The following is a 24519-nucleotide window of genomic DNA, read 5'->3' on the forward strand; positions in this document are numbered from 1 at the left end:
GGAGCTTTTTGTGAGCGAGACAGTATTAGTTGTTGATGATTCAAAACTTGATCTGTTTTTCCTAAAGAAACACCTGGAATTCCTGGGTGTTGGTTGTGATGAAGCTGCAAGTGGAAGAGACTGTCTGCGCTATGTTAGAAACAATGAGTACTGCCTTATTCTGATGGATTATATGATGCCTGATCCCGATGGTATCGAAACCTTCAATCAGATTAAGATGGGAATTGATAACAAAAATAAGGCAACGCCCATAGTTGCCATGGTGGCAGCTGATACTCCGGCAGAAGGTCACACCTGTCTGGATGCGGGATTTGATAATTATATAGAAAAGCCCATTGATTTTAATCAGCTTCTGGCTATTCTTATAATTTATCTTCCTGACAGCATGAGAAAAAAGCTTAAGCTTCCGCACAATACACCAAAGAAGAGTCCTGAGAAAAAGCCTATTCCGGTTGAACAGCCCATGGAACAGAAGGTCAGCATGGATACGAAAAGTGTTCCTGAAGGCGGCGATGTTATAGAAAGTCTGAAGGTTATAGATGATATAGACGAACAGCAGGGACTTTCACTTTGCGGATCCTATGATGCTTATGTTACAGCTTTAAATATTTTCTACAGTTCCATTGATATGAAATCCGAAGAAATTGAGAATTTTTATCGGAATGAGGACTGGGAGAATTACACGATCAAGGTTCATGCACTTAAGAGCTCAGGTAATCTTATCGGTGCAGAAAAACTAAGAGCCGATGCCAAGGACCTTGAGGATGCAGGAAATGCAGGTGATATTGATAAGATAAAAGCTAAGACGGAAGACCTTCTTAATTACTACAGAGGCTTTAAGCAGAAGCTTTCCTTCCTTAGTGGTGAGGAAGATGCTGATGATAAAGAGGAAATACCTCAGAGCTCACTGAATGATGCTTATCAGTCGCTACTGGAGTTTTGTGATAGCATGGATTTTGATCTGGCAGATATGGTTATCAAATCCATGAAAGAATATAAATTACCTGAAAAAGATGAAAAGAAGTTCGAGGAAATAGAAAAACTATTAACTAACCTGGACTGGGAGAACATTGCAAGGATTATCAAAGAATAAATGGAGAAGATGCGATGGCTAAAAACTTACAGATTATCGGTGCAAACGAATCCTTTATGGTAAAAGGCCTTCTCATGAAGCTTCGGGATGCCGGAATAAACGCATATTTCACACAGGAAAAGGTTGAAGATATAAAGCAAGTGCAGGAAGAAACTGAACTCTTTGTGTATTATCTTGATGAGATTGTACCTAAGACACTGATATATCTTAAGGATCTTTGTCTTGAATCCAACAGAACAATCATGGTTATAGGTAATCCTGTTGAGTATGATGAAGCTCTTAAATATCTTCCCGAGTCAAATATCGAGAGGTTTTTTTCCAGACCTCTTAAGATGGATGATTTCATTGAAGCATGCAAGATCTTTTTCACCAATGAGATGATGGAAGCAAGAAAGCGCTGCATACTGATCGTTGATGATGATGTTGCATACATGAGAACTATCAGATCCTGGCTAATGGATGATTACAGAGTGGCTATGGTTAATTCCGGAATTCAGGCCATTACCTGGCTTGCAAAAAACACGGCGGACCTGATTCTTCTTGATTACGAAATGCCGGTTACATCGGGACCAAAGGTTCTTGAGATGTTTAAGAGTGATGCCAGCATCAAGGATATTCCAGTTATGTTCCTTACTGCAAAGGGCGATAAAGCCAGCATCGTAAGAGTGCTTGCCCTTAAGCCTGCTGATTACATACTTAAAACTGTTGACAGGACTACGCTCCACAATAAGCTGGATCAGTTTTTCATAAATATGTAAAAAATATTGATCCTGCTATTAAGTTATATTTAGAATCTGTCGATAAACAATTTGGAATACTATATCTAATTGTGACAAGGAAGTCGCAGATTCTTAAGCAAAGGAGGGTTTCAATATGAGTACGGTAAATGGGCTGGGTTCATCTATTGCGAATCAGCTTAGTGCCTATCAGACAAACAGTCAGAGGACCAAAAAAGCTGACGATGTAAATGCATCCCAAAAGAAAAATGATAAGTTAGAGATCCAGAAAAATAAAGCTGCGTCAGAAACTCACATTCAGGAAGGTGTTGAGCTCAGTGATGCTGCGAAAAAACTTTTGGATGAACTTAAAGAAAAGTATGGAAATATGGACTTTTTTGTGTCAAACTATTCCTCAGATGAGGAAGCCGAGGACATTATGTCCAGAGGCACAAAGGAGTTCAGTGTTCTGATCGAGCCCGAAGTACTTGAACAGATGGCTGCCGATGAAGAGACCAAGAATAAATATATGGGAATCATCGATGAATCAACCGGCAAGCTTGCTGATATGAAGCAGCAGATTGAAGAATCAGGCCAGAGTGTTGAGTCAATAGGCGTTAAGATTGATGCCGACGGTACTACCAAGTTCTTTGCTACCATTAAGGAGCAGAACGAGAAGTACAACAAGCAGGTAGCTGCTGATAAAGAGGCTGCCAAGGCTGAAGAAAAGAAGGCAAAGGCAAGAGAAGAACGGCAGGAACAGCTGGATAAGCTAAAAGAAGGCTATGGCAAGAAAGAGCCGGCCTACGAAAAGAAGACCTCTGTTTATGCAGACTCTGTAGAAGAACTCATCGACAAGATTAAAAATATTGATTGGAGTACAATCGAAGCAAAGCCTGTAAAGGACTATGGTCAGAAATTAGATCTGTCAGTATAAGGCACGGCTTCATTGTGAAGGAGGAAAAAACAACATGATCTTTTCTGAGATCGCAACTAAGATGAACACCAAGATTCAGAATGACGAGCAGATGACAGTGGATATCGAGCTTAATGATGGCACTGAGGTTAGCTGCGCAGTTCTGATAGTACTTACAGTACAGGAGAAAGACTACATAGTTCTTCTTCCTCTTGATGAGAATGGACAGAATAACGACGGCAATGTATGGTTCTATCAGTTTATCCAGAAATCAGAGGATGCTGAGCCGGAGCTTGGATACATCGAGGATGATGATGAGTACGAGGCTGTGGCTGATGCTTTTGATGAGTATCTTGATGATGTGGAGTTCGATGAGCTTATAGATGCAGATCCTGAGGACTGATCATATTCCGAATTCAAATTTTATATGAACTTATGAGGCGGCGTGATAATTCATAGCCGCCTTTTCCGTATTTGTGTGGTATAATATTATGTCGCAAAATATCGATTAAGGAAAAAAGATGAGAAAAAACTTTAAACTTAGTAGTTTGCAGCCTTATCCAATGGGGATAACAAGAGCAGGTAACAGCATAAGAGTATGTGCAGCATTTGAAGCTAAAAGCAAGTGCGGCATAATTTTGTACGGCGAAAATGACAGAGAAGGAGAGAAAATCGAATTTTCTGAAGAGTATCGAAGCGGCAACATTTTCAGCTGTGAGATTACCGGTGATACATCTGAATATAAGTACTACATGCTTTTTTGTGGAAAAAAGATTTTCTGCGACCCTTACGCCCGTTATATAGAAGGCTATGATAAGTGGGCAAAGCCAGTAGATATCAGTACTCTCAGATGCAGGATTGATGATACTCCCTACGACTGGGGCAGTGATAAGCGTCCACGCAGGAAATATGAAGACTCTTTTATCTACACATTACATGTAAGAGGCTATACTAAGAGCCCTTCAAGTGGTGTTGAGCTTAAAAAGAGAGGTACCTACAGCGGCCTTTGTGAAAAGCTCCCTTACATAAAGTCACTTGGAGTTACAGCCATAGAGATTATGCCATCCTATGAGATGTGCGTTCTTGATAATGCAGGACCTGAGAGGACTAACGGAGTTAATATGCCGGAGGGGTCCATATCACGAGTTAATACCGCTAAAAAGGTAATGGTAAGCGAGGATGGTCAGATAAAGGATCATGCAACTCAGAGAAAGAAGATCAATTTCTGGGGCTATAAAAACGGCTTTTATTTTGCGCCAAGAACAGCTTATGCATATTCGGGATCAGATGCGGATGTTGAGTTCAAGGATATGGTCAAGCTTTTCCATAAGAATGGCATTGAAGTTATAATGCAGTTCTATTTTGATGAGAATGCCTCACAGGATTTAATGGCTTCTTCTATCAGACACTGGGTATTTAATTACCATATTGACGGAGTGCACCTTAAGGGTAACGGAGCTGCGCCGCAGCTTATTGCTGAAGATCCGGCGCTTTCGGATATTAAAATATGGTATTACGGCTTTGATTACGGCAAGCTATACAAGGGACGCATTCCTGATATGAGAACTCTTGCTGAATATCAGGATCAGTTCATGTACTCATCGAGGCGTTTTCTTAAGGGTGATGATAATTCCCTTAATGACTTCATAAGACTGATGCTGAGTAATTCTCAGAATGCAGGCATTGTGAATTATATATGCAATTATGACGGCTTCAGGCTTTGCGATCTTGTTTCATACGAGCACAAGAGAAATGAGCTTAACGGCGAGAATAACTCTGACGGTAATCCCTACAACCTTAGCTGGAATTGCGGAATCGAGGGAAAGACAAGAAAGCAGTCTATTTTAGCTCTAAGGAATAAGCAGATTAAGAATGCGCTTACAATGCTGTTCTTTTCACAGGGAACACCTATGCTTTTTGGCGGCGATGAATTCCTTAATTCTCAGGATGGCAATAATAATCCTTATTGCCAGGATAATGCCACCGGATGGGTTGACTGGAAGGAAGCTTCAAGACCCCAGGGAGAAGCTCTTATTGAGTATGTGAGGTTTCTTAGTAATCTTAGATTTAAATACAAGATACTTCATGAGTCCAAGCCCTTTAAGCTGATGGATTATAAGGCCTGTGGTTATCCTGATCTTTCTTATCACGGAACAGAAGCATGGAGACCTGATCTTTCAAATTACAGTCACTGTATCGGCATGCTTTATTGTGGTTTATACGAGCAGTCTGATAAGGAACAGGATTTCTTCTATGTGGCTTATAACATGCACTGGACTCCGGTTAGCTTTGCACTTCCAAAGCTCCCTGAAGGAATGCAGTGGAAGATACTGAATGATACCGAGAACACAGAAGACTACAAGCGTATGCAGACACTTAAGGACCAGGAGAAAATTGAGTGTACCGAGAGATCTGTAAAGATTCTGATAGGCGTTGGTAAGCCTGTGACAAAAACAACAAAAAAGAGAAGCAGTGTAAATAAATGACAGAGGATAAGATTACATTAAAGAAGATGCTTGGTCATTTTATTACAATTACCAAGCACAGGCATCTTGTTTGCAAGCATTGTTTTCAGATGGGGATATATTTTCAGGGGCTGACACATGACCTCTCAAAATATTCCTTCACTGAATTTTTCAGAGGAGCAAAGTATTATCAGGGGACCAGATCCCCCAACGCCAGAGAGCGTGAAGTGAAGGGCTACTCTGATGCATGGCTTCATCACAAGGGCAGGAACAGACATCATTTTGAGTACTACATAGACTTTTTCAATAAGCCCGGAAGCGACAGCTCCATAGTTCCTGCACCGATGCCTGACAAATACATAGCTGAGATGATAGCTGACAGAGTTGCGGCATGTATGACCTACAGAGGTGACGAATACGAAGCCTGGGATTCATACAAGTATTACGAGAGAGAAAAGGAAAGGGTGAAGGATCTCATCCATCCCGATACTGCCAACAAGCTGGAATTCTTTCTTAACATGCTCGGAGAGCAGGGAGAAGCAGCTACTTTTAAATACATCAAGGAAATATTCCTCACAGGCAGGGACAGACTGCGCTGGGAGAAAGAACTGGAGGAAAGTATAAAAGCAAATGAGTAATTTCACAATTCAAAATAAACCTGAGGATGTTGTAGAGAGATTTCTTCGCTACACCAAATTTGATACACAGTCTGACGAACACACAAATACAAGTCCTTCTACCATGAAGCAGCACGAGCTTGCTAAGCTTCTTACAAAGGAACTTGAGGAGATGGGTGCATCAGACGTTTTTTATGATGCAGAGCACTGCTATGTTTATGCAACAATTCCTGCAAATAACGACAAAGAGACACCTGTTATAGGTTTTATCTCTCACATGGATACATCTGATGCCGTAAGCGGTAAGGATGTTAATGCAAGAATTGTGGAGAATTATGACGGAGCAGATATTAAACTTTCAGATGATGGAAAGTATGTGCTTTCACCTAAGACTTTTCCTGAGCTGTTAAATCACAAGGGAGAGGACCTCATTGTAACTGACGGAACAACACTTCTCGGAGCAGATGATAAGGCCGGCATTGCAGAGATCATGACCATGGCTCAGACTCTTTTGCAGAATTCCGAGATTAAGCATGGAGAGATAAAAATAGGCTTTACTCCTGATGAAGAGATCGGTGAGGGTACAAAGTTTTTTGATATAGACAGATTCGGCGCAGAATTTGCTTATACAGTAGATGGCGGCAAGCTTGGCGACCTTGAATATGAGAATTTCAATGCGGCTGAGGTTGAGCTCATCATAAACGGTAAGAGTGTTCACCCCGGCGATGCGAAAAACAAGATGCTCAATGCAACACTTATTGCATACGAGTTCCAGTCAATGCTTCCTGTAAGCCAGAATCCCATGTACACAGAGGGAAGAGAGGGCTTTTATCATCTCACAATGATGAAGGGAACCTGCGAGAAAGCAGTGTGCTACTATATCATTCGTGACCATGATATGGAGAAGTTTACAGAGAAAAAAGAGACAGTTAAGAGAATCGTTGATTTCCTCAATGCAAAATATGGTGAGAACACAGTTGAGCTTACCATGGAAGATTCTTATTACAACATGATAGAGAAGATCAAGCCTCACATGCATCTTATCGAGAATGCAAGAAAAGCAATGCTTGATGAGGGAGTTACACCTCTTGAATTTGCTATCAGAGGCGGTACGGATGGAGCAATGCTTTCCTTTAAGGGACTTCCCTGTCCGAACCTTTGCACAGGCGGGTACAACTATCATGGAAGATATGAGTACGCATCAGTGCAGGAGATTAACAAGACAGTAAGTATTCTGCTTAATCTTTGCACTATTTACGGCGATTATACAGTTTGATTTTTAGATGGAGTTATTTGAATTTAATGAGTGAGAAAGTATTACACAGCGTTATTACAGAAAATGCAGGGGAAGAGACCAAAAAGCAGTTTTCCTATATGGAGAAGGCTGAAGGGTATGTAAAGGATCTTGAAAAAGAGCTTGGCAGAAAGCCTACAGCCTGCGTCGTTACCTTTGGCTGTCAGATGAATGCCAGAGATTCCGAGAAGCTTATCGGTATTCTTACTAAAATCGGATATGAGCAGACTGAGTCAGAGGATGCTGATTTTGTCATCTACAATACCTGTACTGTCAGAGATAATGCTGATCAGAGAGTATTTGGAAGACTTGGCTACGTATCAGGTATCAAAAAGAAAAAGCCCTGGATGAAGATTGCTCTTTGCGGCTGCATGATGCAGGAGCAGGGCGCGATTGAGAAGATTCAGAAGAGCTATCGCCATGTGGACCTTATATTCGGAACACATAATATCTTTAAGTTTGCAGAGCTTATCTGCACAATGTTTGAATCTGACAGAATGATTATTGATATCTGGAAGGATACAGATCAGATCGTTGAGGATCTTCCTATCGTTAGAAAGTATCCCTTCAAGTCCGGTATCAATATTATGTTTGGCTGCAATAATTTCTGCACCTACTGTATCGTGCCTTATGTAAGAGGCCGCGAAAGATCAAGGAATCCTAAGGATATAATCAGAGAAATTGAGTATCTTGCAGCTGATGGCGTAAAAGAGATCATGCTTCTTGGCCAGAACGTCAACTCCTATGGAAGAGGACTTCCCAAAGAGGATAAGATGAGCTTTGCAGAGCTTTTAAATGAAGTGTGCAAGGTTGATGGAATAGAGCGTGTGAGATTTATGACTTCACACCCTAAGGATTTATCAGATGATCTTATTAAAGTGATCGCTGAAAATGAGAAGGTTGCAAGGCATATTCACCTTCCTTTGCAGTCAGGCTCTGATGAGATTCTTAACAAGATGAACAGACGCTACACCAAGGAAAGCTATCTTGCTCTTGTTGATAAGATTAAGGCACAGATTCCCGATGTATCTCTTACAACAGATATCATCGTAGGCTTCCCCGGCGAGACTGACAGCGATGTTGATGAGACCATCGATGTAGTAAGAAAAGCAGAATTTGACAATGCTTTTACTTTTATTTATTCCAAGAGAACAGGAACACCTGCTGCCTCTATGGAACAGGTTCCTGAGTCTGTTAGTAAGCCCAACTTCGACAGACTTCTTAAGGTTGTTCAGGAGACAGCCAAAAAGCGTGCATCAAGATTCACAGGCCAGACCCACAGAGTACTTGTTGAAGAAGTGAACGAGCAGGATCCTTCACTTGTTACAGGAAGAATGTCCAATAACACTCTGGTACATTTCCCTGCTGACAAATCACTTATTGGTGAATTTGTTGATGTTAAGCTTGATGAGTGCCACGGTTTTTACTATATGGGCACATTGATAAAATAATGCGGATATGGAGATAAACTACTTTGGATATAGATTTTGAAAAACTAAGCCCCATGATGCAAAACTACATAAAGACCAAGGAAGACTACAAGGATTGCATCCTCTTTTACAGGCTTGGTGACTTCTATGAAATGTTCTTCGATGATGCGAAGGTTGTGTCCAAGGAACTTGAACTCACACTGACAGGAAAGGCCTGCGGACTTGAAGAGAGAGCTCCCATGTGCGGAGTTCCTCATCATGCTGTGGATTCCTACCTGTCAAAGCTTGTGGGAAGAGGCTACAAGGTCGCTATCTGTGAGCAGCTCGAAGATCCCAAGGAAGCTAAGGGAATAGTAAAAAGAGATGTCACAAGAATCGTGACTCCCGGAACCAACCTTAATATGCAGGCCCTTGATGAGACCAGAAATAATTATCTCATGGGCGTATTCTATTCTGATGAAAAGACAGGAATCTCTGTTGCCGATGTTACCACCGGCGACTTTTTACTTACAGAGGTTGATACCATTAAAGAGATCATTGATGAGATCAATAAGTTTCAGCCTTCTGAGCTTATCTGTAACGATGCATTTTTGGTAAGCGGAATAGATATAGACAATATCAGGGACAGAGCCGGGGTAGTGGTTAATCCCATGGATCCCAGATATTTTGATGAGGATACAGGTAAGCAGGCTCTTCTTAAGCATTTTAAGGTTTCATCACTTGCAGGTCTTGGAATTACAGATTTCCCTTGCGGAGTTCTGGCAGCCGGTGCTGTAATTAAATATCTTACGGAGCTTCAAAAGGATGGATTGTCTAATATAATTCATATCTATCCATATCTTACAAGTAAGTATATGCTTCTGGATTCTTCTACCAGAAGGAACCTGGAGCTGATAGAGACTCTTCGCGATAAGCAGAAAAAGGGTACTCTTTTATGGGTTCTTGATAAGACTAAGACTGCCATGGGTGCGAGAACACTTAGAAGCTTTATCGAGCAGCCGCTTATTGAGGTATCGGATATCCTTAAGAGACAGTCAGCTGTCGAAGCTCTTGTAAAGAATACTATAGCAAGGGATGAGCTTAGAGAATACCTTGGACCTATCTATGATATGGAACGTCTCATGGCTAAGATTAATTATCATACAGCCAGCCCCAGAGACCTTCTTGCATTCAGGAATTCAGTAAAAATGCTTCCTGCCATTAAGATAGTTCTTGAGGATTTGAAGGATATCGTATCTCTTGATGAGGTGAATTCTCAGATAGATGCCCTTTCTGATATTTTCGAGCTTATAGATAAGGCTATTATTGAGGAACCGCCTCTTGCCATAAAGGATGGTGGCATTATAAAGGACGGCTTTGATCCTGATATTGATCATTTCAGAGACGCCAGCACCAAGGGTAAGCAGTGGCTTTCCGATCTTGAAGCAAAAGAGCGTGAGAAGACCGACATCAAGACCATCAGAATAAAGTACAGCAATGTATTTGGTTATTCCTTTGAGGTTACCAATTCCTTTAAGGATAAGGTGCCTGACTACTTTATAAGAAAGCAGACCCTTACAAACTGCGAAAGATATACCACACCTGAGCTTAAGGAACTTGAAGATACAATACTTAATGCCCAGGATAAGCTTAATAATCTTGAGTACGAGATGTTCTGTAAGATCAGGGATTCAATTTCCTTAGAGATTGAGAGAATACAGAGAACAGCCAGAAATATTGCGCTTCTTGACGTATATTGTTCCCTTGCATACGTTGCTGAGAAGAACCATTACGTAAAGCCTTCGCTTAATGATAAGAGCGTTCTTAAGATTCAGGGAGGAAGACATCCTGTTATAGAGCAGATGCTTGACAGAACAGATATGTTCATTTCAAATGATACCTTCCTTGATGATAAAAAGCACGCAGTTGCTATTATCACAGGTCCCAACATGGCAGGTAAGTCCACTTTCATGAGACAGACAGCCCTGATCGTGCTTATGGCTCAGATTGGAAGCTATGTTCCTGCAGATTCAGCAAACATCGGCGTTGTGGACAGAATATTTACAAGAGTGGGAGCTTCCGACGATCTTGGAAGCGGACAGAGTACCTTCATGGTGGAGATGAATGAGGTTGCCAATATTTTGAGAAATGCCACCTCTAAATCCCTACTCATCCTTGATGAGATTGGAAGAGGAACCTCTACCTACGACGGCCTTTCAATAGCATGGGCAGTTATTGAACACATAAGTAACAGAAAACTGCTTGGAGCAAGAACACTTTTTGCAACCCATTATCATGAGCTTACTGAGCTTGAAGGAAAAATCGATAACGTCAACAACTACTGCATAGCTGTTAAAGAAAAAGGCGACGATATTGTTTTTCTTCACAAGATAATTAAGGGCGGCGCTGACAAGAGCTACGGTATTCAGGTAGCAAGACTTGCCGGCATTCCCGATATGGTAATAGACAGAGCAAAGGCCATAGCAGAGGAGCTTACAGATAACGATATCACTGAGAAAATACAGGGGATTGAGGTTAATCATAAGAGCGACAGGAAAAATACTGTTAAGCATTACGATCAGGTAGACCTCTCTCAGATGAGCCTCTTTGACACAGTCAAGGATGAAGACGTTATTAAAGAACTTCAGGAGATTGATATTTCGAATCTCACACCTATGGATGCACTCAATACTTTATACAAATTGCAGAACCAGCTAAACAACAGATGGAAGCTGTAATAATTTGATTTCGGCTTTTGCCGGGGAGGAGAAGGGATGGCGAAGATCCAGGAGCTTGATCCAAATACTATAGATCAGATTGCTGCGGGTGAAGTGGTTGAGAGACCTTTAAGTGTCATCAAGGAGCTTGTTGAAAATGCCATTGATTCCGGTGCAACTTCAATTACAGTAGAAATACATGACGGCGGAACCACAATGCTCAGAGTTACCGATAACGGCTGCGGCATTGAGAAATCCGAGATAAGGAATGCTTTTAAGAGACATGCCACAAGTAAGCTTATGAGCATTGAGGATCTCTATGTTCTTAAGTCTCTTGGATTTAGAGGTGAGGCTTTATCAAGTATTTCTGCTGTTTCCAAGGTGGAGCTTATCACGAAAACAGCTGATGAACTGGTGGGAACAAGGTATGTGATAAACGGCGGAATCGAAGAATCCATGGAAGATATCGGAGCGCCCACAGGAACGACGATAATCGTAAGAGAGCTTTTCTACAATACACCTGCCAGAAAAAAATTCCTGAAGACACCCCAGACGGAAGGCTCTTATGTAGGAGACCTTATGGAGCATCTTGCTCTTGATAATCCTTCAATATCCTTCCATTACATAAACAATAAGGATGACAGGTTTACAACATCCGGAAACGGCGATCTGAAAGAGCTCATTTACAGAATTTACGGAAGGGATATTTCCATGTGCCTTGTGCCCATTCAGGTTCATGAGGATGGATATACCATAGAGGGTTATCTCGGAGAACCTTCACTTAACAGATCAAATAGGAACTTTGAGATATATTTCGTAAACGGCAGATATGTTAAAGATAAGATAGTGTCCAAGGCTCTCGAAGAGGGCTATAAAGAGTATCTTATGCAGCACAAATTCCCTTTTTGCGTGGTGCATATTTCAATGAATACTGCAGATGTGGATGTAAACGTGCATCCCTCCAAGATGGAAATAAGATTCGCCAATCAGGCGGCGGTTTATGAGTTTATAAGGAGAAATGTAGCAAGGACACTTCATAATCATGAGATGATTCCAGAAGTTCTTCGTGATGAAAAGGAAGAGATGAAAGCTGCGCCTAAGCCTGTTGTAGCACCTGTTCCTGAAAAGAAGATTCCTGAGCCCTTTGAAAACAGCAGACTTACTGAAGATAAGAAGCTTAAAGAGAGTGAGCCTGTTTTTGCAGAAGGTATTTCGCCTGCCCCTGTAATTATTGAGGACAATATGAAGTCTCCTGTATGGACCAGGGTATTTGGCGATCACACACCTCCAAAGTCAGGGGATGAAAAAGCCCAGGGCCCCATCATTAAGAATTCTGATGCGGTAATCGTTGAGAAAGGCATCCAGCTTGATCTTTTTGATGAAAAAGTAATCTCAAAAAAGAACAGGAATGATATTGAGATTCTTGGTCAGATCTTTGATACCTATTGGATCGCTGTTTTCAAGGATAAGATGTTCATTGTTGATCAGCATGCAGCTCATGAGAAGGTTAACTATGAGCGCATGATCAAGCGATATGAAGAGAAAAATACTGCTTCGCAGCTTATAAATCCGCCTATCATAGTGACGCTTACCTCTAAGGAAATTGATGTTTTCCAAAAATATCATACTTCCTTTGAAAAGCTTGGCTTTAATATTGAGCCCTTTGGAGGCAATGATTATGCCATAAGAGAAGTGCCGGTTGATCTCTACGGCTGCGAAAACGAAAAAGAGATGTTCATAAGCGTCTTGGATGAGATATCAAATGATACAAATCTTGACAGAAAGCCGGATATCATTAATTATAAGATAGCCAGTATGGCATGTAAGGCTTCTGTAAAAGGAAACATGAAAATGTCAAGGCTTGAGATGGAAGAGCTTCTTGATGAACTTATGACTCTTGATAATCCTTACAATTGCCCTCACGGCAGACCTACAATTATCTCTATGAGTAAATACGAAATAGAGAAGAAGTTTAAACGAATTGTTGACTAAGATATGGGAAAAGAAAAGCTAATAATTCTTACAGGCCCAACTGCGGTTGGCAAAACAAAAATATCAATAGGACTTGCAAAAAGAATCGGCGGAGAGATAATCTCTGCCGATTCCATGCAGGTCTATAAAGGAATGGATATTGGTACGGATAAGATAACTCCTGAAAAAATGCAGGGAGTAAAGCACCACATGATAGATATCCTGGACCCTTCTGAGGATTTTAATGCCTTTGAATTTAAAAGGCGAGCAAAGGACATCATTGAAGATATAATATCTCGTGGTAAAATACCGATTCTTGTGGGTGGAACAGGTTTTTATATTCAGTCCGTACTTTATGATGTGGATTTCGAAGTTCCCGAGAGCAGCGATGAGTCATCTGCCTATAGGAAGGAGCTTGAAGAAATTGCCAAGACTCCCGAGGGAGTACATAAACTCTATGAAGAACTTGTAAGTATTGATCCTGAATACACCAAGGATCTTCATGAGAATAATGTTAAAAGAGTAATAAGAGCCCTGTCTTTTTATAAGGACACCGGGGAGAAGATGTCTGAGCACAATAAGGAACAGAGACAGAACGAATCGCCCTACGATTTTTTCTATTTTGTTCTTACTGATGACAGAGATGTGCTATATGACAGGATCGAGAAAAGAATAGATAAGATGGTGGAAGAAGGCCTTGTGGATGAGGTTAGAGGCATCATGGCACAGAACATCAAAAGAGATGCCACATCAATGCAGGCCCTTGGCTACAGAGAGATGATCTCGTATCTTGACGGTGAGATCAGTCTTGATGAAGCCATAGATCTTCTAAAGAAAAATACCAGGCATTTTGCAAAGAGGCAGCTCACCTGGTTTAGAAGAGAAAAGACCGTAACCTTTATTGATAAAAAGGAATACGGAAGAGATGACGATTTAGTGCTTGATGCTATCGTCAATATGATTAAGGATAGATGGAGTAATTTAGAATGAAAAAAATGTATGAGAGCATGGGTATAAGCTCTGAAGTTTATGACTATTGTGATAAAATCTGGAAATCATTGGAACCCAGATTTGCGAAAATAAGAGAGGTGTCCGATTACAATCAGGCGAAAGTTTTAAAAGCAATGCAGGATTGTAAAGTATCAGAGGCCTGCCTTCTTGGAACAACAGGCTATGGCTACAACGATATGGGAAGAGATAAGCTTGAAGAGGTTTATGCTGCAATTTTCCATACTGAGGATGCTCTGGTAAGACCTCAGATCACCTGCGGAACACACGCCCTGGCTCTTGCACTTATGAGTAATCTTCGCCCGGGAGATGAGCTTTTATCCCCTGTAGGTAAGCCCTATGACACACTTGAAGAGGTTATCGGCATCAGACCGTCCAAGGGATCCCTTGCAGAATACGGAGTAACCTATTCACAGGTTGATCTTTTACCTGATGGCGGCTTTGATTATGAAAATATAGAAAAAGCGATCAACGAGAGAACTAAGCTTGTAACTATCCAGAGAAGTAAGGGATATCAGACAAGACCAACACTTTCTACCCAGAAGATTGGCGAGCTTATCGCATTCATTAAAAGCAAAAAGAGCGATATCATCTGCATGGTAGATAACTGCTACGGCGAGTTTGTAGAGACTATAGAGCCTACAGATGTGGGTGCAGATATGGTTGTGGGATCTCTTATAAAGAATCCCGGAGGCGGCCTTGCTCCCATAGGGGGATATATTGCAGGTAAAAAGGAATGCATTGAAAACGCAGCATACAGACTTACCTCTCCCGGACTTGGAAAAGAGGTGGGGGCTTCACTTGGAATACTTCCTCAGTTTTATCAGGGACTTTTCCTCGCACCGAATGTTACAGCCAATGCACTTATGGGCGCAATTTTTGCTGCTAACATATACGAATCCCTTGGATTCTCTGTATTACCGAACAGTACAGAAGAGCGCTTTGATATTATTCAGGCCATCACCTTTGGAAAGCCTGAGCTTTTAATAGCTTTTTGCGAAGGAATTCAGGCGGCAGCTCCTGTTGATTCATACGTTACACCTGAGCCATGGGATATGCCCGGATATGATTCACAGGTTATCATGGCTGCAGGTGCATTCGTATCCGGAAGCTCAATTGAGCTTTCAGCTGATGGCCCCTTAAGAGAGCCCTATTCAGTATATTTCCAGGGTGGCCTTACATGGCAGCATGTAAAATACGGCATTATGAAGACCCTTGCTGTTATGCATGAGAAAAACCTCGTAAAATTGTGATTCTATTTAATAGAAAATATGCTATAATTTTCTGAGGTCTGATTTCATTTAAGTATTATTTGCCCGGAGAAGCAGAATGGTACTGGCATGGAACAGAATAAAACAAAAAACAGACTAATGGAGAACGAGTCCTATAAGGAGACACTTCCTTATGAGAGATTCAGTAGATTCGGAGCTGAGGCACTTACGGATGCTGAGCTTTTGGCTATCATACTTAGAACAGGGACAAGTACTCTGACACCGACACAGATGGGAGCCCTTCTTCTAAAAAAAGGAGAGAAGTATTCCGAGGGTCTTTCCGGGATTCACTATTTATCCCTTGATGAGATAAAATCAGTCCCCGGAATCGGAGATGTGAAAGCTATTAAAATTAAATGCATCGCAGAGCTATCCAATCGTATAGCAAGATGCAGATCGCTTCAGCTTTTAGAGTTCAAATCTCCTGCAATGATTGCGGATTATTATATGGAATCCATGTGTCACAAGGATAAGGAGCATGTGATTGTAGCTTTTTTTAATCACCAGATGGCATTTATCGGAGATGAAGTCATTTCCGTGGGAACCGTCAAGAATGCTTCGGTATCTCCAAGAGAGATATTTTTAAGTGCGCTGAAAAACAAGGCTGTGTATATAGTTCTTTTGCATAATCATCCTTCAGGGGATCCCATTCCCAGCAGCGCAGATGACGAGATGACCAGACAGATTTATGAAGCCGGAAGCATGCTTGATATCAAGCTGCAGGATCACATAATCATCGGAGATCATCGATATTACAGTTATTTAGAACAACATTTATTAGAAAATATTTAGGAGGCTTAGTTTTGGGCAACAACACATTCGGAATTGATCTTGGAACCAGCAATATCAAAATTTATAACAAGGCTACAGATTCCATTACAGTTGAGAAGAATCTTATCGCTGTAGAGAATAAGACATCACTTCTTGCTTATGGTAATTCTGCTTATGATATGTACGAGAAGGCACCCAGCAATATAAAGATTTCATATCCTCTTAGCAACGGTGTTATCGCAGATATCGAGCATATGAAGAACCTTGTTAAGCTTTTCATCACAGATGAGATGAAGGGCGCTCTTAAGCCTTTGGATTTCTATATCGCAGTTCCTAAGGATGTTACAGAGGTTGAGAGAAGAGCATTCCATGATCTTATCAGAGAGTCAGGCGTTAAGGCCAAGAAGATCATGATGGTTAAAAAGCCTGTTGCAGACGGTCTTGGAATGGGCGTTGACGTTATGAATTCACAGGGTGTTCTCGTTGTTAACGTTGGTTATGACACAACTGAGATTTCCATCCTTTCACTTAAGGGTATCGTTATCAGTAAGCTTATTAAGGTTGGCGGTAAGAAATTCGATGATGCCATCAGAGGCGTTATCCGTAAGGAGTTTTCACTTCTTATCGGCGAGAAGACCGCCGAGAATATCAAGATGTCTCTTAAGGATCTTGAGAAGGCAGGAAAGGATGCCGTTGTTTACGGTAGAGATATCGTTACAGGTCTTCCTGTTGAGCGTTCAATTCCTACAGATCTTATTGATCAGTCACTTATTGAGTACTTTGATCAGATTCTTGATAACATCAAGGCTACTCTTGAGCGTACTCCTCCGGAACTTGCTGCCGATATCTACAAACATGGTCTCTATCTTACAGGTGGTGCATCACAGGTTTGCCACCTTGCACAGAGACTTTCAAACGGCGTAGGTCTTAATGTAAACCTTGCCGAGAACCCTATCGGTTCAGTTGCACTTGGACTTTCTAAGATTATTAAGGACGATCAGTATAAGAATCTCGCATATTCGGTTGAAGAGGATGTATAAATGAGTCCTGTCATTAAAAGAGGGGGAGATAAATTTACACTTCCAAGTAAATATCTCCTCTTTATTTTAACAATTTTATGTACCGGTCTTATTGCCATCACTTTTAATACCAGTGTTTTCAACGGTTCTGTTAATTCTGTAGCAGCAACCTTTGTAATTCCCATGCAGAAGGGTATTACCACTGTAAGCACATATATAAAAGGCCTTTCAGATAATCTTGCAAGCATCAAGGCTCTGCAGGATGAGAATGCTGCCCTCAGACAAAAAGTTGATGAGCTTACCAATGAGAATACTGGGCTTGAACAGGATAAGTATGAGCTTACAAAGCTTCGTGAGCTTTATAGCCTTGATAATCAGTATTCTGATTACAAGAAGATCGGTGCGAGAATTATCGCCAAGGATGCAGGTAACTGGTATCATTCCTTTGTTATCGACAAGGGAACGGATAACGGCGTAGTGGTAGATATGAATGTAATCGCTGGCGGCGGACTTGTGGGCAGAATCACAGATGCAGGTCCTGACTGGGCCAAGGTTCAGACCATTATCGCTGACAATTCTTCAGTAAGTGCCACAGTACTTTCTGCATCAGAGAACCTGATTGCCACAGGTGATCTTGAGCTGTACAACGAGGGACAGATTGCTTTTTCCAAGCTTGTGGACGAGGCTGACAAGGTTACTGTAGGTGATAAGGTCGTAACATCCAATATCAGTGATAAGTATTTACCCGGAATTTTGATCGGATATATTTCAACAATAGAAGAGGACTCCAATAACCTTACCAAATCAGGAAGGATCACTCCTGTAGTAGATTTTGAGTACATGGATGAAGTCCTTGTTATTATGCAGTTAAAGAAGACCGGAGAATAATGAGACGATTTGTTTTTACGTTTTTTTCCATAATAATCAGTTTCATATTGCAGACCACGCTGTTTCGATATATCGATTTCGGCGGAATCGTACCTAACCTGCTGATGATTCTTACTTCTTCTTATGCCTTCATGAGAGGCGATAAGAGCGGTATGATGGTAGGTTTTTTTTGCGGTATTCTGGTTGATATTTTCTTTGGTTCATATCTGGGATTCTATGCCCTTATCTTTATGTACATTGGCTTTATCATAGGTAAGTTCAATAAGATTTTCTATCCTGAGCACATCCTTTTGCCTCTTGTGCTCATAGTGACATCCGATTTTATCTACGGATTTATCTGCTATGTGCTTCTTTTCATGTTCAGAAACAAGTTCGATCTGGATTATTATATGATACACGTCATTATACCTGAGGTTGTTTATACCGCACTGGCAGCTATTTTTATCTATCCGATTCTCAACTCGATGAATACACGTATTGAGGATTACGAACAGAGGAGTGCTAAGAAATTTGTTTAGTAAGATAAAAGAAGTCGTAATAAATTTCATAACGTCAAGGCTTGTCATTGTGGCTGCGCTTTTGATCCTTGCATCTTCCGGTCTTGTTTACAGGCTTTTTTACCTGCAGATCATCAACGGTGAGAAATATCTGGATACCTTCCAGTTAAAGATCATGAAGGAAAAATCCATTGCTGCAACAAGAGGAAATATCTATGACAGAAACGGCAAGCTTCTTGCATACAACGAGCTTTCCAATTCCGTTACCATTGAGGACGTATTCGAGTCAGGTTCAGGAAAAAACAAGGCCCTGAACGAGACTGTTGAAAAGGTTATTGATATCGTTGAGAAAAACGGTGATGTGGTTGACACTGACTTTAATATTTCACTTAACTCAGCCAATAACTTTGAATTTGCCATAGAAGGAAATGCACTTCTTCGTTTCCTTGCGGATGTTTACGGACGTTCTTCAATAAATGACCTTAAATATGAGGAACGTACCAAGACTGCTCAGGAAGTAGTTGACGATCTTTGCGAGAAGTTTTCCATAGGCGGATTGTCAGATCCAAACAATAAAAAGAGCTTTGTCCCGGGACTTGGATATTCCAAGGACAGGCTTTTAAAGGTGCTTACTGTCAGATACAAGATGAGCTCTAACAGTTATCAGAAGTACCTTGATACAACAATTGCAACAAGTGTATGTGAGAAGACTGTTGCGGATATTATGGAGAATTCCGACACCCTTGAAGGTATCTCGATAGAAGAGGATACAGCGAGAGTGTATGTTGATGCGCCTTATTTTTCACAGATAATTGGATATACCGGTAAGATTTCAGATACTGAGCTTGAAGAGCTACAGAAAACCAACCCCAATTACCGATCAAACGATACTGTAGGTAAATCCGGTATTGAGCAGTCTATGGAATCAGTACTTCAGGGTACCAAGGGAAGTGAGACTGTATACGTTGATAATACAGGTAAGGTAATCGAGACAAGCAGTTACATTGATTCAAAGGCCGGAAATGATGTATATCTTACAATCGATAAGGATCTTCAGGAAGCCTGTTACAACATTATTGAGCAGTCCCTGGCAGGAATTCTTATTTCCAAGATTCAGAATATCAAGTCCTATACACTTGGAGAGAATCAGAAGGCCAGTGATATCATAATCCCTATCTATGATGTTTATTTTGCGCTTTTTGACAATCATGTAATCGATTTAAAGCACATGGCTTCCGATGAAGCCGGAGATAATGAGAAGGCAGTTCAGGTAAGATTCCTTGAGAAAAAGGAAAACGTCAGAAACAGTCTTCGCACAGAGCTTCTTGAAACCCATACTCCTTATGATCAGCTCACCAAGGAGTATCAGGTATATATGAGTTATATTGCATCCAAGCTTTATTCTAACGGCGTTATCAATTCCGATAAGGTCGATAAAGAGGATGCTACTTATATTGCATGGACTAAGGATGAGACTATTTCACTATCTGAATACATCAGATACTGTATAGCTTCTAACTGGATTGATGTAAGTATTCTCGATCTTGAGAGCAGATATGTAGATTCAGACGAGATTTTCAACACAATCGTTGATTATGTATTTAATGATCTTGAAGAAGATGATGAATTCAACAAGAAGTTCTACAAGTATATGCTTGCAGATGATGTCATAAGCGGCACTACAGTATGCAATATGCTGCTTGAGCAGGGTGCTGTTGAACTTTCAGAGGAAGAGCATTCACTTTGGATTTCAGGTGCTGAGTCAGCTTATACATTTATGATAAACCGCATATCCAATCTGGATATTACACCTGCTCAGCTTGCGCTTGATCCCTGTACCGGATCAATGGTAATTACTGATGTGAATAACGGAGATGTGCTGGCCCTTGTATCTTATCCCGGTTATGACAACAATAAGATGGCAAACGGTGTAGATGCTGCATATTATGCTAAGCTACGAAGTGACCAGTCAGCGCCTCTTCTTAACTATGCAACCATGCAGAGAACTGCGCCCGGATCAACCTACAAAATGGTTTCCTCGACAGCAGGATTGTTGGAAGGAGTAATTGATCCTTCCGAAACTATTACCTGTACCGGTGTTTTCGATAAGTTGGATCAGGCAGCACACTGCTGGATTTATCCAAGTGCTCACGGATCCCTTAATGTTACAGGCGGTATCAGGAATTCCTGTAACGCATTTTTCTTTGAAGTAGGTTACAGACTTGGTCTTGTAAATGGTACATATTATCCTGATACAGGTCTTAAAAAACTTGCGAAATATGCCGATATGTACGGCCTTTCAGAAACCACAGGTATAGAGATTACAGAATCTGACCCCATCGTATCAGATATGGATGCGGTTCGTTCAGCTATTGGTCAGGGTACCAACTCATATACCACAATCGGCCTTGCAAGATATGTTACAGCTGTAGCAAACAGTGGTACCTGCTATAATCTGACCCTTGTTAAGAAGACCTCTGATTCTGACGGTAATCTTCTTGAAGAAAACGGAGCCACAGTCAGAAATCATATCGATATGGATACTTCTTACTGGAATGCTATTCATCAGGGTATGAGACAGGTGGTAGAGGATAAGACATATTATGATGATGTAGCTGTTCATGTTGCAGGTAAGACAGGAACTGCCGAGGAGTCTAAAAAGAGAGCAAACCATGCACTTTTTGTATGTTATGCTCCCTATGAGAGCCCTCAGATAGCCATAGCTACGAGAATAGCTTATGGTTATACATCCAGTTATGCAGCACAGATAACCAAAGAAGCAATACAGTATTACTTTGGACTTACTGAAAGTGATGAGATTGTAAGCGGCACAGCTAATGAATTACAAGGCGGTGAAGCAAATGCGGACTGAGACATTTTGGGAAAAATTAAAAAGCTATAGAATACTGGACTACGATTTTAAGCTGGTTTTGATGGTAGTCGGACTTACGATAGTGGGCCTTATGGCTATCGGAAGTGCCGATCCCGGCGGAAAAAGTAAGCAGATAGTTGGTATGGTCATAGGCCTTATGATGATGATCTTTATATCAATTCTGGATTACTCATTTATAAGTAAATTTTATATAGTTTTCTACGCTATGAATATCCTTTTGCTGGCACTTGTATTTACTGGAATGAGTAATTCAGTAAATGGTGCGACCCGTTGGATAACCATTGCGGGAGTGCAGTTTCAGCCTTCCGAAGCGTCGAAAATCTTATTGATTTTATTTTTTTCACAGTTCATAATGAGACATAAGGACAAGGTTAAAACCTTTCGCTTTGTCATATTTTGTCTTTTACTTATGGCACCGCCACTTCTTATGGTCTATAAGCAGCCGGATCTATCAACGACAATCATGCTTACTGTAATTATCGGTACTATAATGTTTGTTGCAGGTATTAACTGGAAGCTTGTAATCACAGTAGTTGCGGTTGTAGTACCAAGTGCCATACTGGTAGTTTTGGATGCGTTATCAGATAAGTGCTTTATTTTGAAGGAATACCAGCAGAGGCGTATTCTGGCATGGCTTCATCCTGAGGATTATGCCAACAGTGACGCTTATCAGACGCTCAACTCAATGATGGCTATCGGATCGGGACAGCTTCTTGGCAAGGGCTATAATACCAATGAGATCAGTTCTGTTCTTAATGGTGGTTTCATTTCCGAGTCAAGAACTGACTTTATTTTCACTGTAGTAGGTGAGGAATTTGGATTTATCGGATCCTGCGTGGTGGTTGTACTGATTTTACTTATCGCAATAGAATGCTTTGCTGTTGCAGGCAGGGCAAAGGATCTTAATGGAATGCTGATCGCAGCAGGTATGGGTGCGTGGATCGGATTCCAGGGATTTCTTAATATCGGAGTTGTAACGGGAGTTATGCCTAATACCGGAATTCCGCTTCCGTTTGTCAGTTCCGGACTTACATCCCTTGTAATGTGTTATGCCGGCATGGGATTTGTTCTGAATGTAAGACTTCAGGGTAAAAAATACTATTAAGTTTTGGGAAGGGGTTACTTATGAATATTGCTTTTATTGCTCATGATGCAAAGAAAAAGCTTATGCAGAATTTTTGTATAGCATACAGGGGAATTCTCGCTAAACACGAGTTGTATGCTACCGGGACTACAGGACGTCTCATAGAGGAAGTTACCAACCTGAATATTCACAAATATCTTGCAGGCCACTTAGGGGGCTCGCAGCAGATTGGTGCTGCGATTGAGGCCAACGAGATTGATCTTGTGGTATTTCTTCGCGATCCTCTTACACAGAAGGTTCATGAGCCCGATGTAAACAATGTTATGAGATTGTGTGATATGCATAATATTCCGATAGCTACAAATCTTGCTACTGCAGAGCTTTTGATTAAATCACTTGACAGGGGAGACTTAGAGTGGCGTGAGATGTATAAATAAGTTTGCCGTACTGCCGATTCTGTTGTCGGTGGTTTTATGCGGTTGCTCCGGGGGAGACTACGCTCTTCATTATTCATCCAAACTAACTGAATATAACGTAGGCGGAGGGGAAAGACTTGATACTTTTGCCTCTGATCTTTGCGTGACCAATTCTGAGATAGGAGATTCACTTAGCCTTACAGAAAAGACCTGTTGCGGCCTTTTTGATCTGAATAGGAAAGAGACTCTGTATTCTCATAATGCTCAGCTTAAGCTTGATCCCGCTTCACTAACTAAGGTTATGACAGCCTTAGTGGCTCTTAAATACGGTTCACTTGATCAGATTCTTGTGGCTGATAATAAGGTAATCATTACAGAAGACGGTGCACAGAAGATCAATCTTTCCGCAGGGGATTCCATGACCCTTGATCAGGCACTTCATATTCTGCTTTTGTACTCTGCCAATGATGTGGCGATTCTTATAGCTGAGAATGTTGCAGGAAGCATTGATGAATTCATTGATCTTATGAATCAGGAGGCTATGAGTATAGGTGCTACCAACACCCACTTCATGAATCCTAACGGTCTTACAGAGGATGATCATTATACTTCTGTATATGACATGTATCTTATGTTCAATGAAGCTCTTAAATATGATAAATTCAACGAAATAATCAGAATGTCTTCATATTCGACTCAGTACAATACGTCAACAGGAGACTTAAAAGAGCTTAATGTAAATAATACAAACGGATTTATAAACGGCAATTATGAGATGCCTGCCGGAATAACGGTTCTTGGTGGTAAAACTGGTACGACAGCTGCTGCCGGACACTGCCTTATTCAGCTTGCCACAGACACATCAGGTAACCCTTACATTGCTGTAATTATGCGTGCTGAGGACACTCAGACGCTGTACAATGAAATGTCTGATCTGCTTTTACAGATTACGGGTTAAAATTCGTTATTTAGGTTGTCTTTTGTACGATGTTCACTTATAATTGAATTATCATAAATCTACTTCAGGAGGGTATGGATATGGTTCAATTAATTGTTGGGAAAAAGGGTAAGGGCAAGACAAAATGCCTGTTGAACAAAGTCAATACCGAAGTCAAAAATATCTTAGGTAATGTTGTATTTCTTGATAGAAATACAAAGCACATGTTTGAGCTCAACAACAAAGTTCGTCTTATCGTAGTTCCGGAATTTATGATCGAAAATTCAGATGAATTCATAGGTTTCGTCAGCGGCGTGATTTCTCAGGATCACGATCTTCAGCAAATGTATTTCGATGGTTTCCTCAGTATCGCTTGTCTTGAAGGCAAGGACATTACAAGTACCATTGATAAGCTTGATAAGCTTTCAGAGAAATTCAATGTAGATTTTGTACTTAGTGTTTCTATGGACGAGTCTGAGCTTCCTGAGTCAGTTAAGTCTAAGGTTGCTACAGCTCTTTGATGGTAATAATGTGATA

21 protein-coding genes are annotated in these 24519 nt (G+C 41.0%); all 21 read left to right on the plus strand.

Going from position 1 to position 24519, the window contains the following annotated elements; translation table 11 throughout:
* Positions 1–10: 10 nt before the first annotated feature.
* On the plus strand, positions 11–1093 hold the full coding sequence (locus tag G610_RS0102570; protein WP_026523531.1) for a response regulator: 1083 nt from the start codon (positions 11–13) through the stop codon (positions 1091–1093).
* A gap of 14 nt (positions 1094–1107) precedes the next feature.
* Positions 1108–1851 carry a response regulator gene (locus tag G610_RS19450; RefSeq protein ID WP_035793414.1) on the plus strand — a complete coding sequence of 248 codons (744 nt, stop codon included), beginning with the start codon at positions 1108–1110 and terminating at the stop codon, positions 1849–1851.
* A gap of 115 nt (positions 1852–1966) precedes the next feature.
* The gene (locus G610_RS0102580) at positions 1967–2746 is read left to right on the plus strand and encodes a DUF6033 family protein (RefSeq protein ID WP_026523532.1); all 780 of its coding nucleotides are present in this window, start codon (positions 1967–1969) and stop codon (positions 2744–2746) included.
* Between the two features lie 34 nt (positions 2747–2780).
* The gene (locus tag G610_RS0102585; protein ID WP_051197516.1) at positions 2781–3128 is read left to right on the plus strand and encodes a DUF1292 domain-containing protein; all 348 of its coding nucleotides are present in this window, start codon (positions 2781–2783) and stop codon (positions 3126–3128) included.
* 118 nt (positions 3129–3246) lie between these two features.
* Entirely contained in the window at positions 3247–5211 is a 1965-nt protein-coding gene (locus G610_RS19455) for a hypothetical protein (protein WP_051197518.1), read from the plus strand.
* On the plus strand, positions 5208–5828 hold the full coding sequence (locus G610_RS19460; RefSeq protein WP_242829602.1) for a DUF5662 family protein: 621 nt from the start codon (positions 5208–5210) through the stop codon (positions 5826–5828). The genes G610_RS19455 and G610_RS19460 overlap by 4 nt, the downstream gene beginning before the upstream one ends.
* Positions 5821–7083, plus strand: a complete 1263-nt coding sequence (gene pepT, locus G610_RS0102600; protein ID WP_051197519.1) for a peptidase T — start codon at positions 5821–5823, stop codon at positions 7081–7083. Before G610_RS19460 ends, pepT begins: the two co-directional genes overlap by 8 nt.
* Before the next feature lie 26 nt (positions 7084–7109).
* Positions 7110–8552, plus strand: coding sequence for a tRNA (N6-isopentenyl adenosine(37)-C2)-methylthiotransferase MiaB (gene miaB, locus G610_RS0102605; RefSeq protein WP_026523535.1), 1443 nt, complete (start codon positions 7110–7112; stop codon positions 8550–8552).
* A gap of 53 nt (positions 8553–8605) precedes the next feature.
* Complete coding sequence (gene mutS / locus G610_RS0102610; protein WP_026523536.1) at positions 8606–11248, plus strand: DNA mismatch repair protein MutS; 2643 nt, start codon at positions 8606–8608, stop codon at positions 11246–11248.
* 36 nt (positions 11249–11284) lie between these two features.
* Positions 11285–13219 (plus strand): DNA mismatch repair endonuclease MutL, encoded by a 1935-nt coding sequence (gene mutL, locus G610_RS0102615; protein WP_026523537.1) that lies wholly within the window; start codon positions 11285–11287, stop codon positions 13217–13219.
* Positions 13220–13222: 3 nt separating this feature from the next.
* Positions 13223–14188, plus strand: coding sequence for a tRNA (adenosine(37)-N6)-dimethylallyltransferase MiaA (gene miaA, locus G610_RS0102620; protein ID WP_026523538.1), 966 nt, complete (start codon positions 13223–13225; stop codon positions 14186–14188).
* Positions 14185–15459, plus strand: coding sequence for a methionine gamma-lyase family protein (locus G610_RS0102625; protein WP_026523539.1), 1275 nt, complete (start codon positions 14185–14187; stop codon positions 15457–15459). The genes miaA and G610_RS0102625 overlap by 4 nt, the downstream gene beginning before the upstream one ends.
* An 87-nt stretch (positions 15460–15546) precedes the next feature.
* A complete protein-coding gene (radC, locus tag G610_RS0102630) occupies positions 15547–16269 on the plus strand; it encodes a RadC family protein (protein ID WP_026523540.1) in 723 nt (240 codons plus the stop codon).
* An 11-nt stretch (positions 16270–16280) separates the two neighbouring features.
* Positions 16281–17288: a rod shape-determining protein gene (gene mreB, locus G610_RS0102635; protein ID WP_026494691.1), complete on the plus strand. Its 1008-nt coding sequence runs from the start codon at positions 16281–16283 to the stop codon at positions 17286–17288.
* Positions 17289–18155 carry a rod shape-determining protein MreC gene (mreC, locus tag G610_RS0102640; RefSeq protein WP_081667164.1) on the plus strand — a complete coding sequence of 289 codons (867 nt, stop codon included), beginning with the start codon at positions 17289–17291 and terminating at the stop codon, positions 18153–18155.
* The gene (gene mreD / locus G610_RS0102645) at positions 18155–18673 is read left to right on the plus strand and encodes a rod shape-determining protein MreD (protein WP_026523542.1); all 519 of its coding nucleotides are present in this window, start codon (positions 18155–18157) and stop codon (positions 18671–18673) included. Before mreC ends, mreD begins: the two co-directional genes overlap by 1 nt.
* The gene (locus tag G610_RS0102650; RefSeq protein ID WP_026523543.1) at positions 18666–21524 is read left to right on the plus strand and encodes a penicillin-binding transpeptidase domain-containing protein; all 2859 of its coding nucleotides are present in this window, start codon (positions 18666–18668) and stop codon (positions 21522–21524) included. Before mreD ends, G610_RS0102650 begins: the two co-directional genes overlap by 8 nt.
* The gene (locus tag G610_RS0102655; RefSeq protein ID WP_026523544.1) at positions 21514–22650 is read left to right on the plus strand and encodes an FtsW/RodA/SpoVE family cell cycle protein; all 1137 of its coding nucleotides are present in this window, start codon (positions 21514–21516) and stop codon (positions 22648–22650) included. Before G610_RS0102650 ends, G610_RS0102655 begins: the two co-directional genes overlap by 11 nt.
* A 20-nt stretch (positions 22651–22670) precedes the next feature.
* A complete protein-coding gene (mgsA, locus tag G610_RS0102660; protein WP_026494686.1) occupies positions 22671–23066 on the plus strand; it encodes a methylglyoxal synthase in 396 nt (131 codons plus the stop codon).
* Positions 23050–24003, plus strand: a complete 954-nt coding sequence (locus G610_RS0102665; RefSeq protein ID WP_026523545.1) for a D-alanyl-D-alanine carboxypeptidase family protein — start codon at positions 23050–23052, stop codon at positions 24001–24003. Before mgsA ends, G610_RS0102665 begins: the two co-directional genes overlap by 17 nt.
* An 80-nt stretch (positions 24004–24083) precedes the next feature.
* Complete coding sequence (locus tag G610_RS0102670) at positions 24084–24503, plus strand: hypothetical protein (RefSeq protein ID WP_026523546.1); 420 nt, start codon at positions 24084–24086, stop codon at positions 24501–24503.
* Positions 24504–24519: the final 16 nt, after the last annotated feature.

This window comes from Butyrivibrio sp. MB2005, assembly GCF_000424285.1.
Classification (GTDB): Bacteria; Bacillota; Clostridia; order Lachnospirales; family Lachnospiraceae; genus Butyrivibrio.

Bases quoted from the DNA above. Each gene is read 5' to 3' on its own strand.
- G610_RS19450 (WP_035793414.1), top strand. From the start codon at position 1,108: ATGGCTAAAAACTTACAGATTATCGGTGCAAACGAATCCTTTATGGTA.
- G610_RS0102580 (WP_026523532.1), top strand. From the start codon at position 1,967: ATGAGTACGGTAAATGGGCTGGGTTCATCTATTGCGAATCAGCTTAGT.
- G610_RS0102585 (WP_051197516.1), top strand. From the start codon at position 2,781: ATGATCTTTTCTGAGATCGCAACTAAGATGAACACCAAGATTCAGAAT.
- G610_RS19455 (WP_051197518.1), top strand. From the start codon at position 3,247: ATGAGAAAAAACTTTAAACTTAGTAGTTTGCAGCCTTATCCAATGGGG.
- G610_RS19460 (WP_242829602.1), top strand. From the start codon at position 5,208: ATGACAGAGGATAAGATTACATTAAAGAAGATGCTTGGTCATTTTATT.
- pepT (WP_051197519.1), top strand. From the start codon at position 5,821: ATGAGTAATTTCACAATTCAAAATAAACCTGAGGATGTTGTAGAGAGA.
- miaB (WP_026523535.1), top strand. From the start codon at position 7,110: ATGAGTGAGAAAGTATTACACAGCGTTATTACAGAAAATGCAGGGGAA.
- mutS (WP_026523536.1), top strand. From the start codon at position 8,606: ATGATGCAAAACTACATAAAGACCAAGGAAGACTACAAGGATTGCATC.
- mutL (WP_026523537.1), top strand. From the start codon at position 11,285: ATGGCGAAGATCCAGGAGCTTGATCCAAATACTATAGATCAGATTGCT.
- miaA (WP_026523538.1), top strand. From the start codon at position 13,223: ATGGGAAAAGAAAAGCTAATAATTCTTACAGGCCCAACTGCGGTTGGC.
- G610_RS0102625 (WP_026523539.1), top strand. From the start codon at position 14,185: ATGAAAAAAATGTATGAGAGCATGGGTATAAGCTCTGAAGTTTATGAC.
- radC (WP_026523540.1), top strand. From the start codon at position 15,547: ATGGAACAGAATAAAACAAAAAACAGACTAATGGAGAACGAGTCCTAT.
- mreC (WP_081667164.1), top strand. From the start codon at position 17,289: ATGAGTCCTGTCATTAAAAGAGGGGGAGATAAATTTACACTTCCAAGT.
- mreD (WP_026523542.1), top strand. From the start codon at position 18,155: ATGAGACGATTTGTTTTTACGTTTTTTTCCATAATAATCAGTTTCATA.
- G610_RS0102655 (WP_026523544.1), top strand. From the start codon at position 21,514: ATGCGGACTGAGACATTTTGGGAAAAATTAAAAAGCTATAGAATACTG.
- mgsA (WP_026494686.1), top strand. From the start codon at position 22,671: ATGAATATTGCTTTTATTGCTCATGATGCAAAGAAAAAGCTTATGCAG.
- G610_RS0102670 (WP_026523546.1), top strand. From the start codon at position 24,084: ATGGTTCAATTAATTGTTGGGAAAAAGGGTAAGGGCAAGACAAAATGC.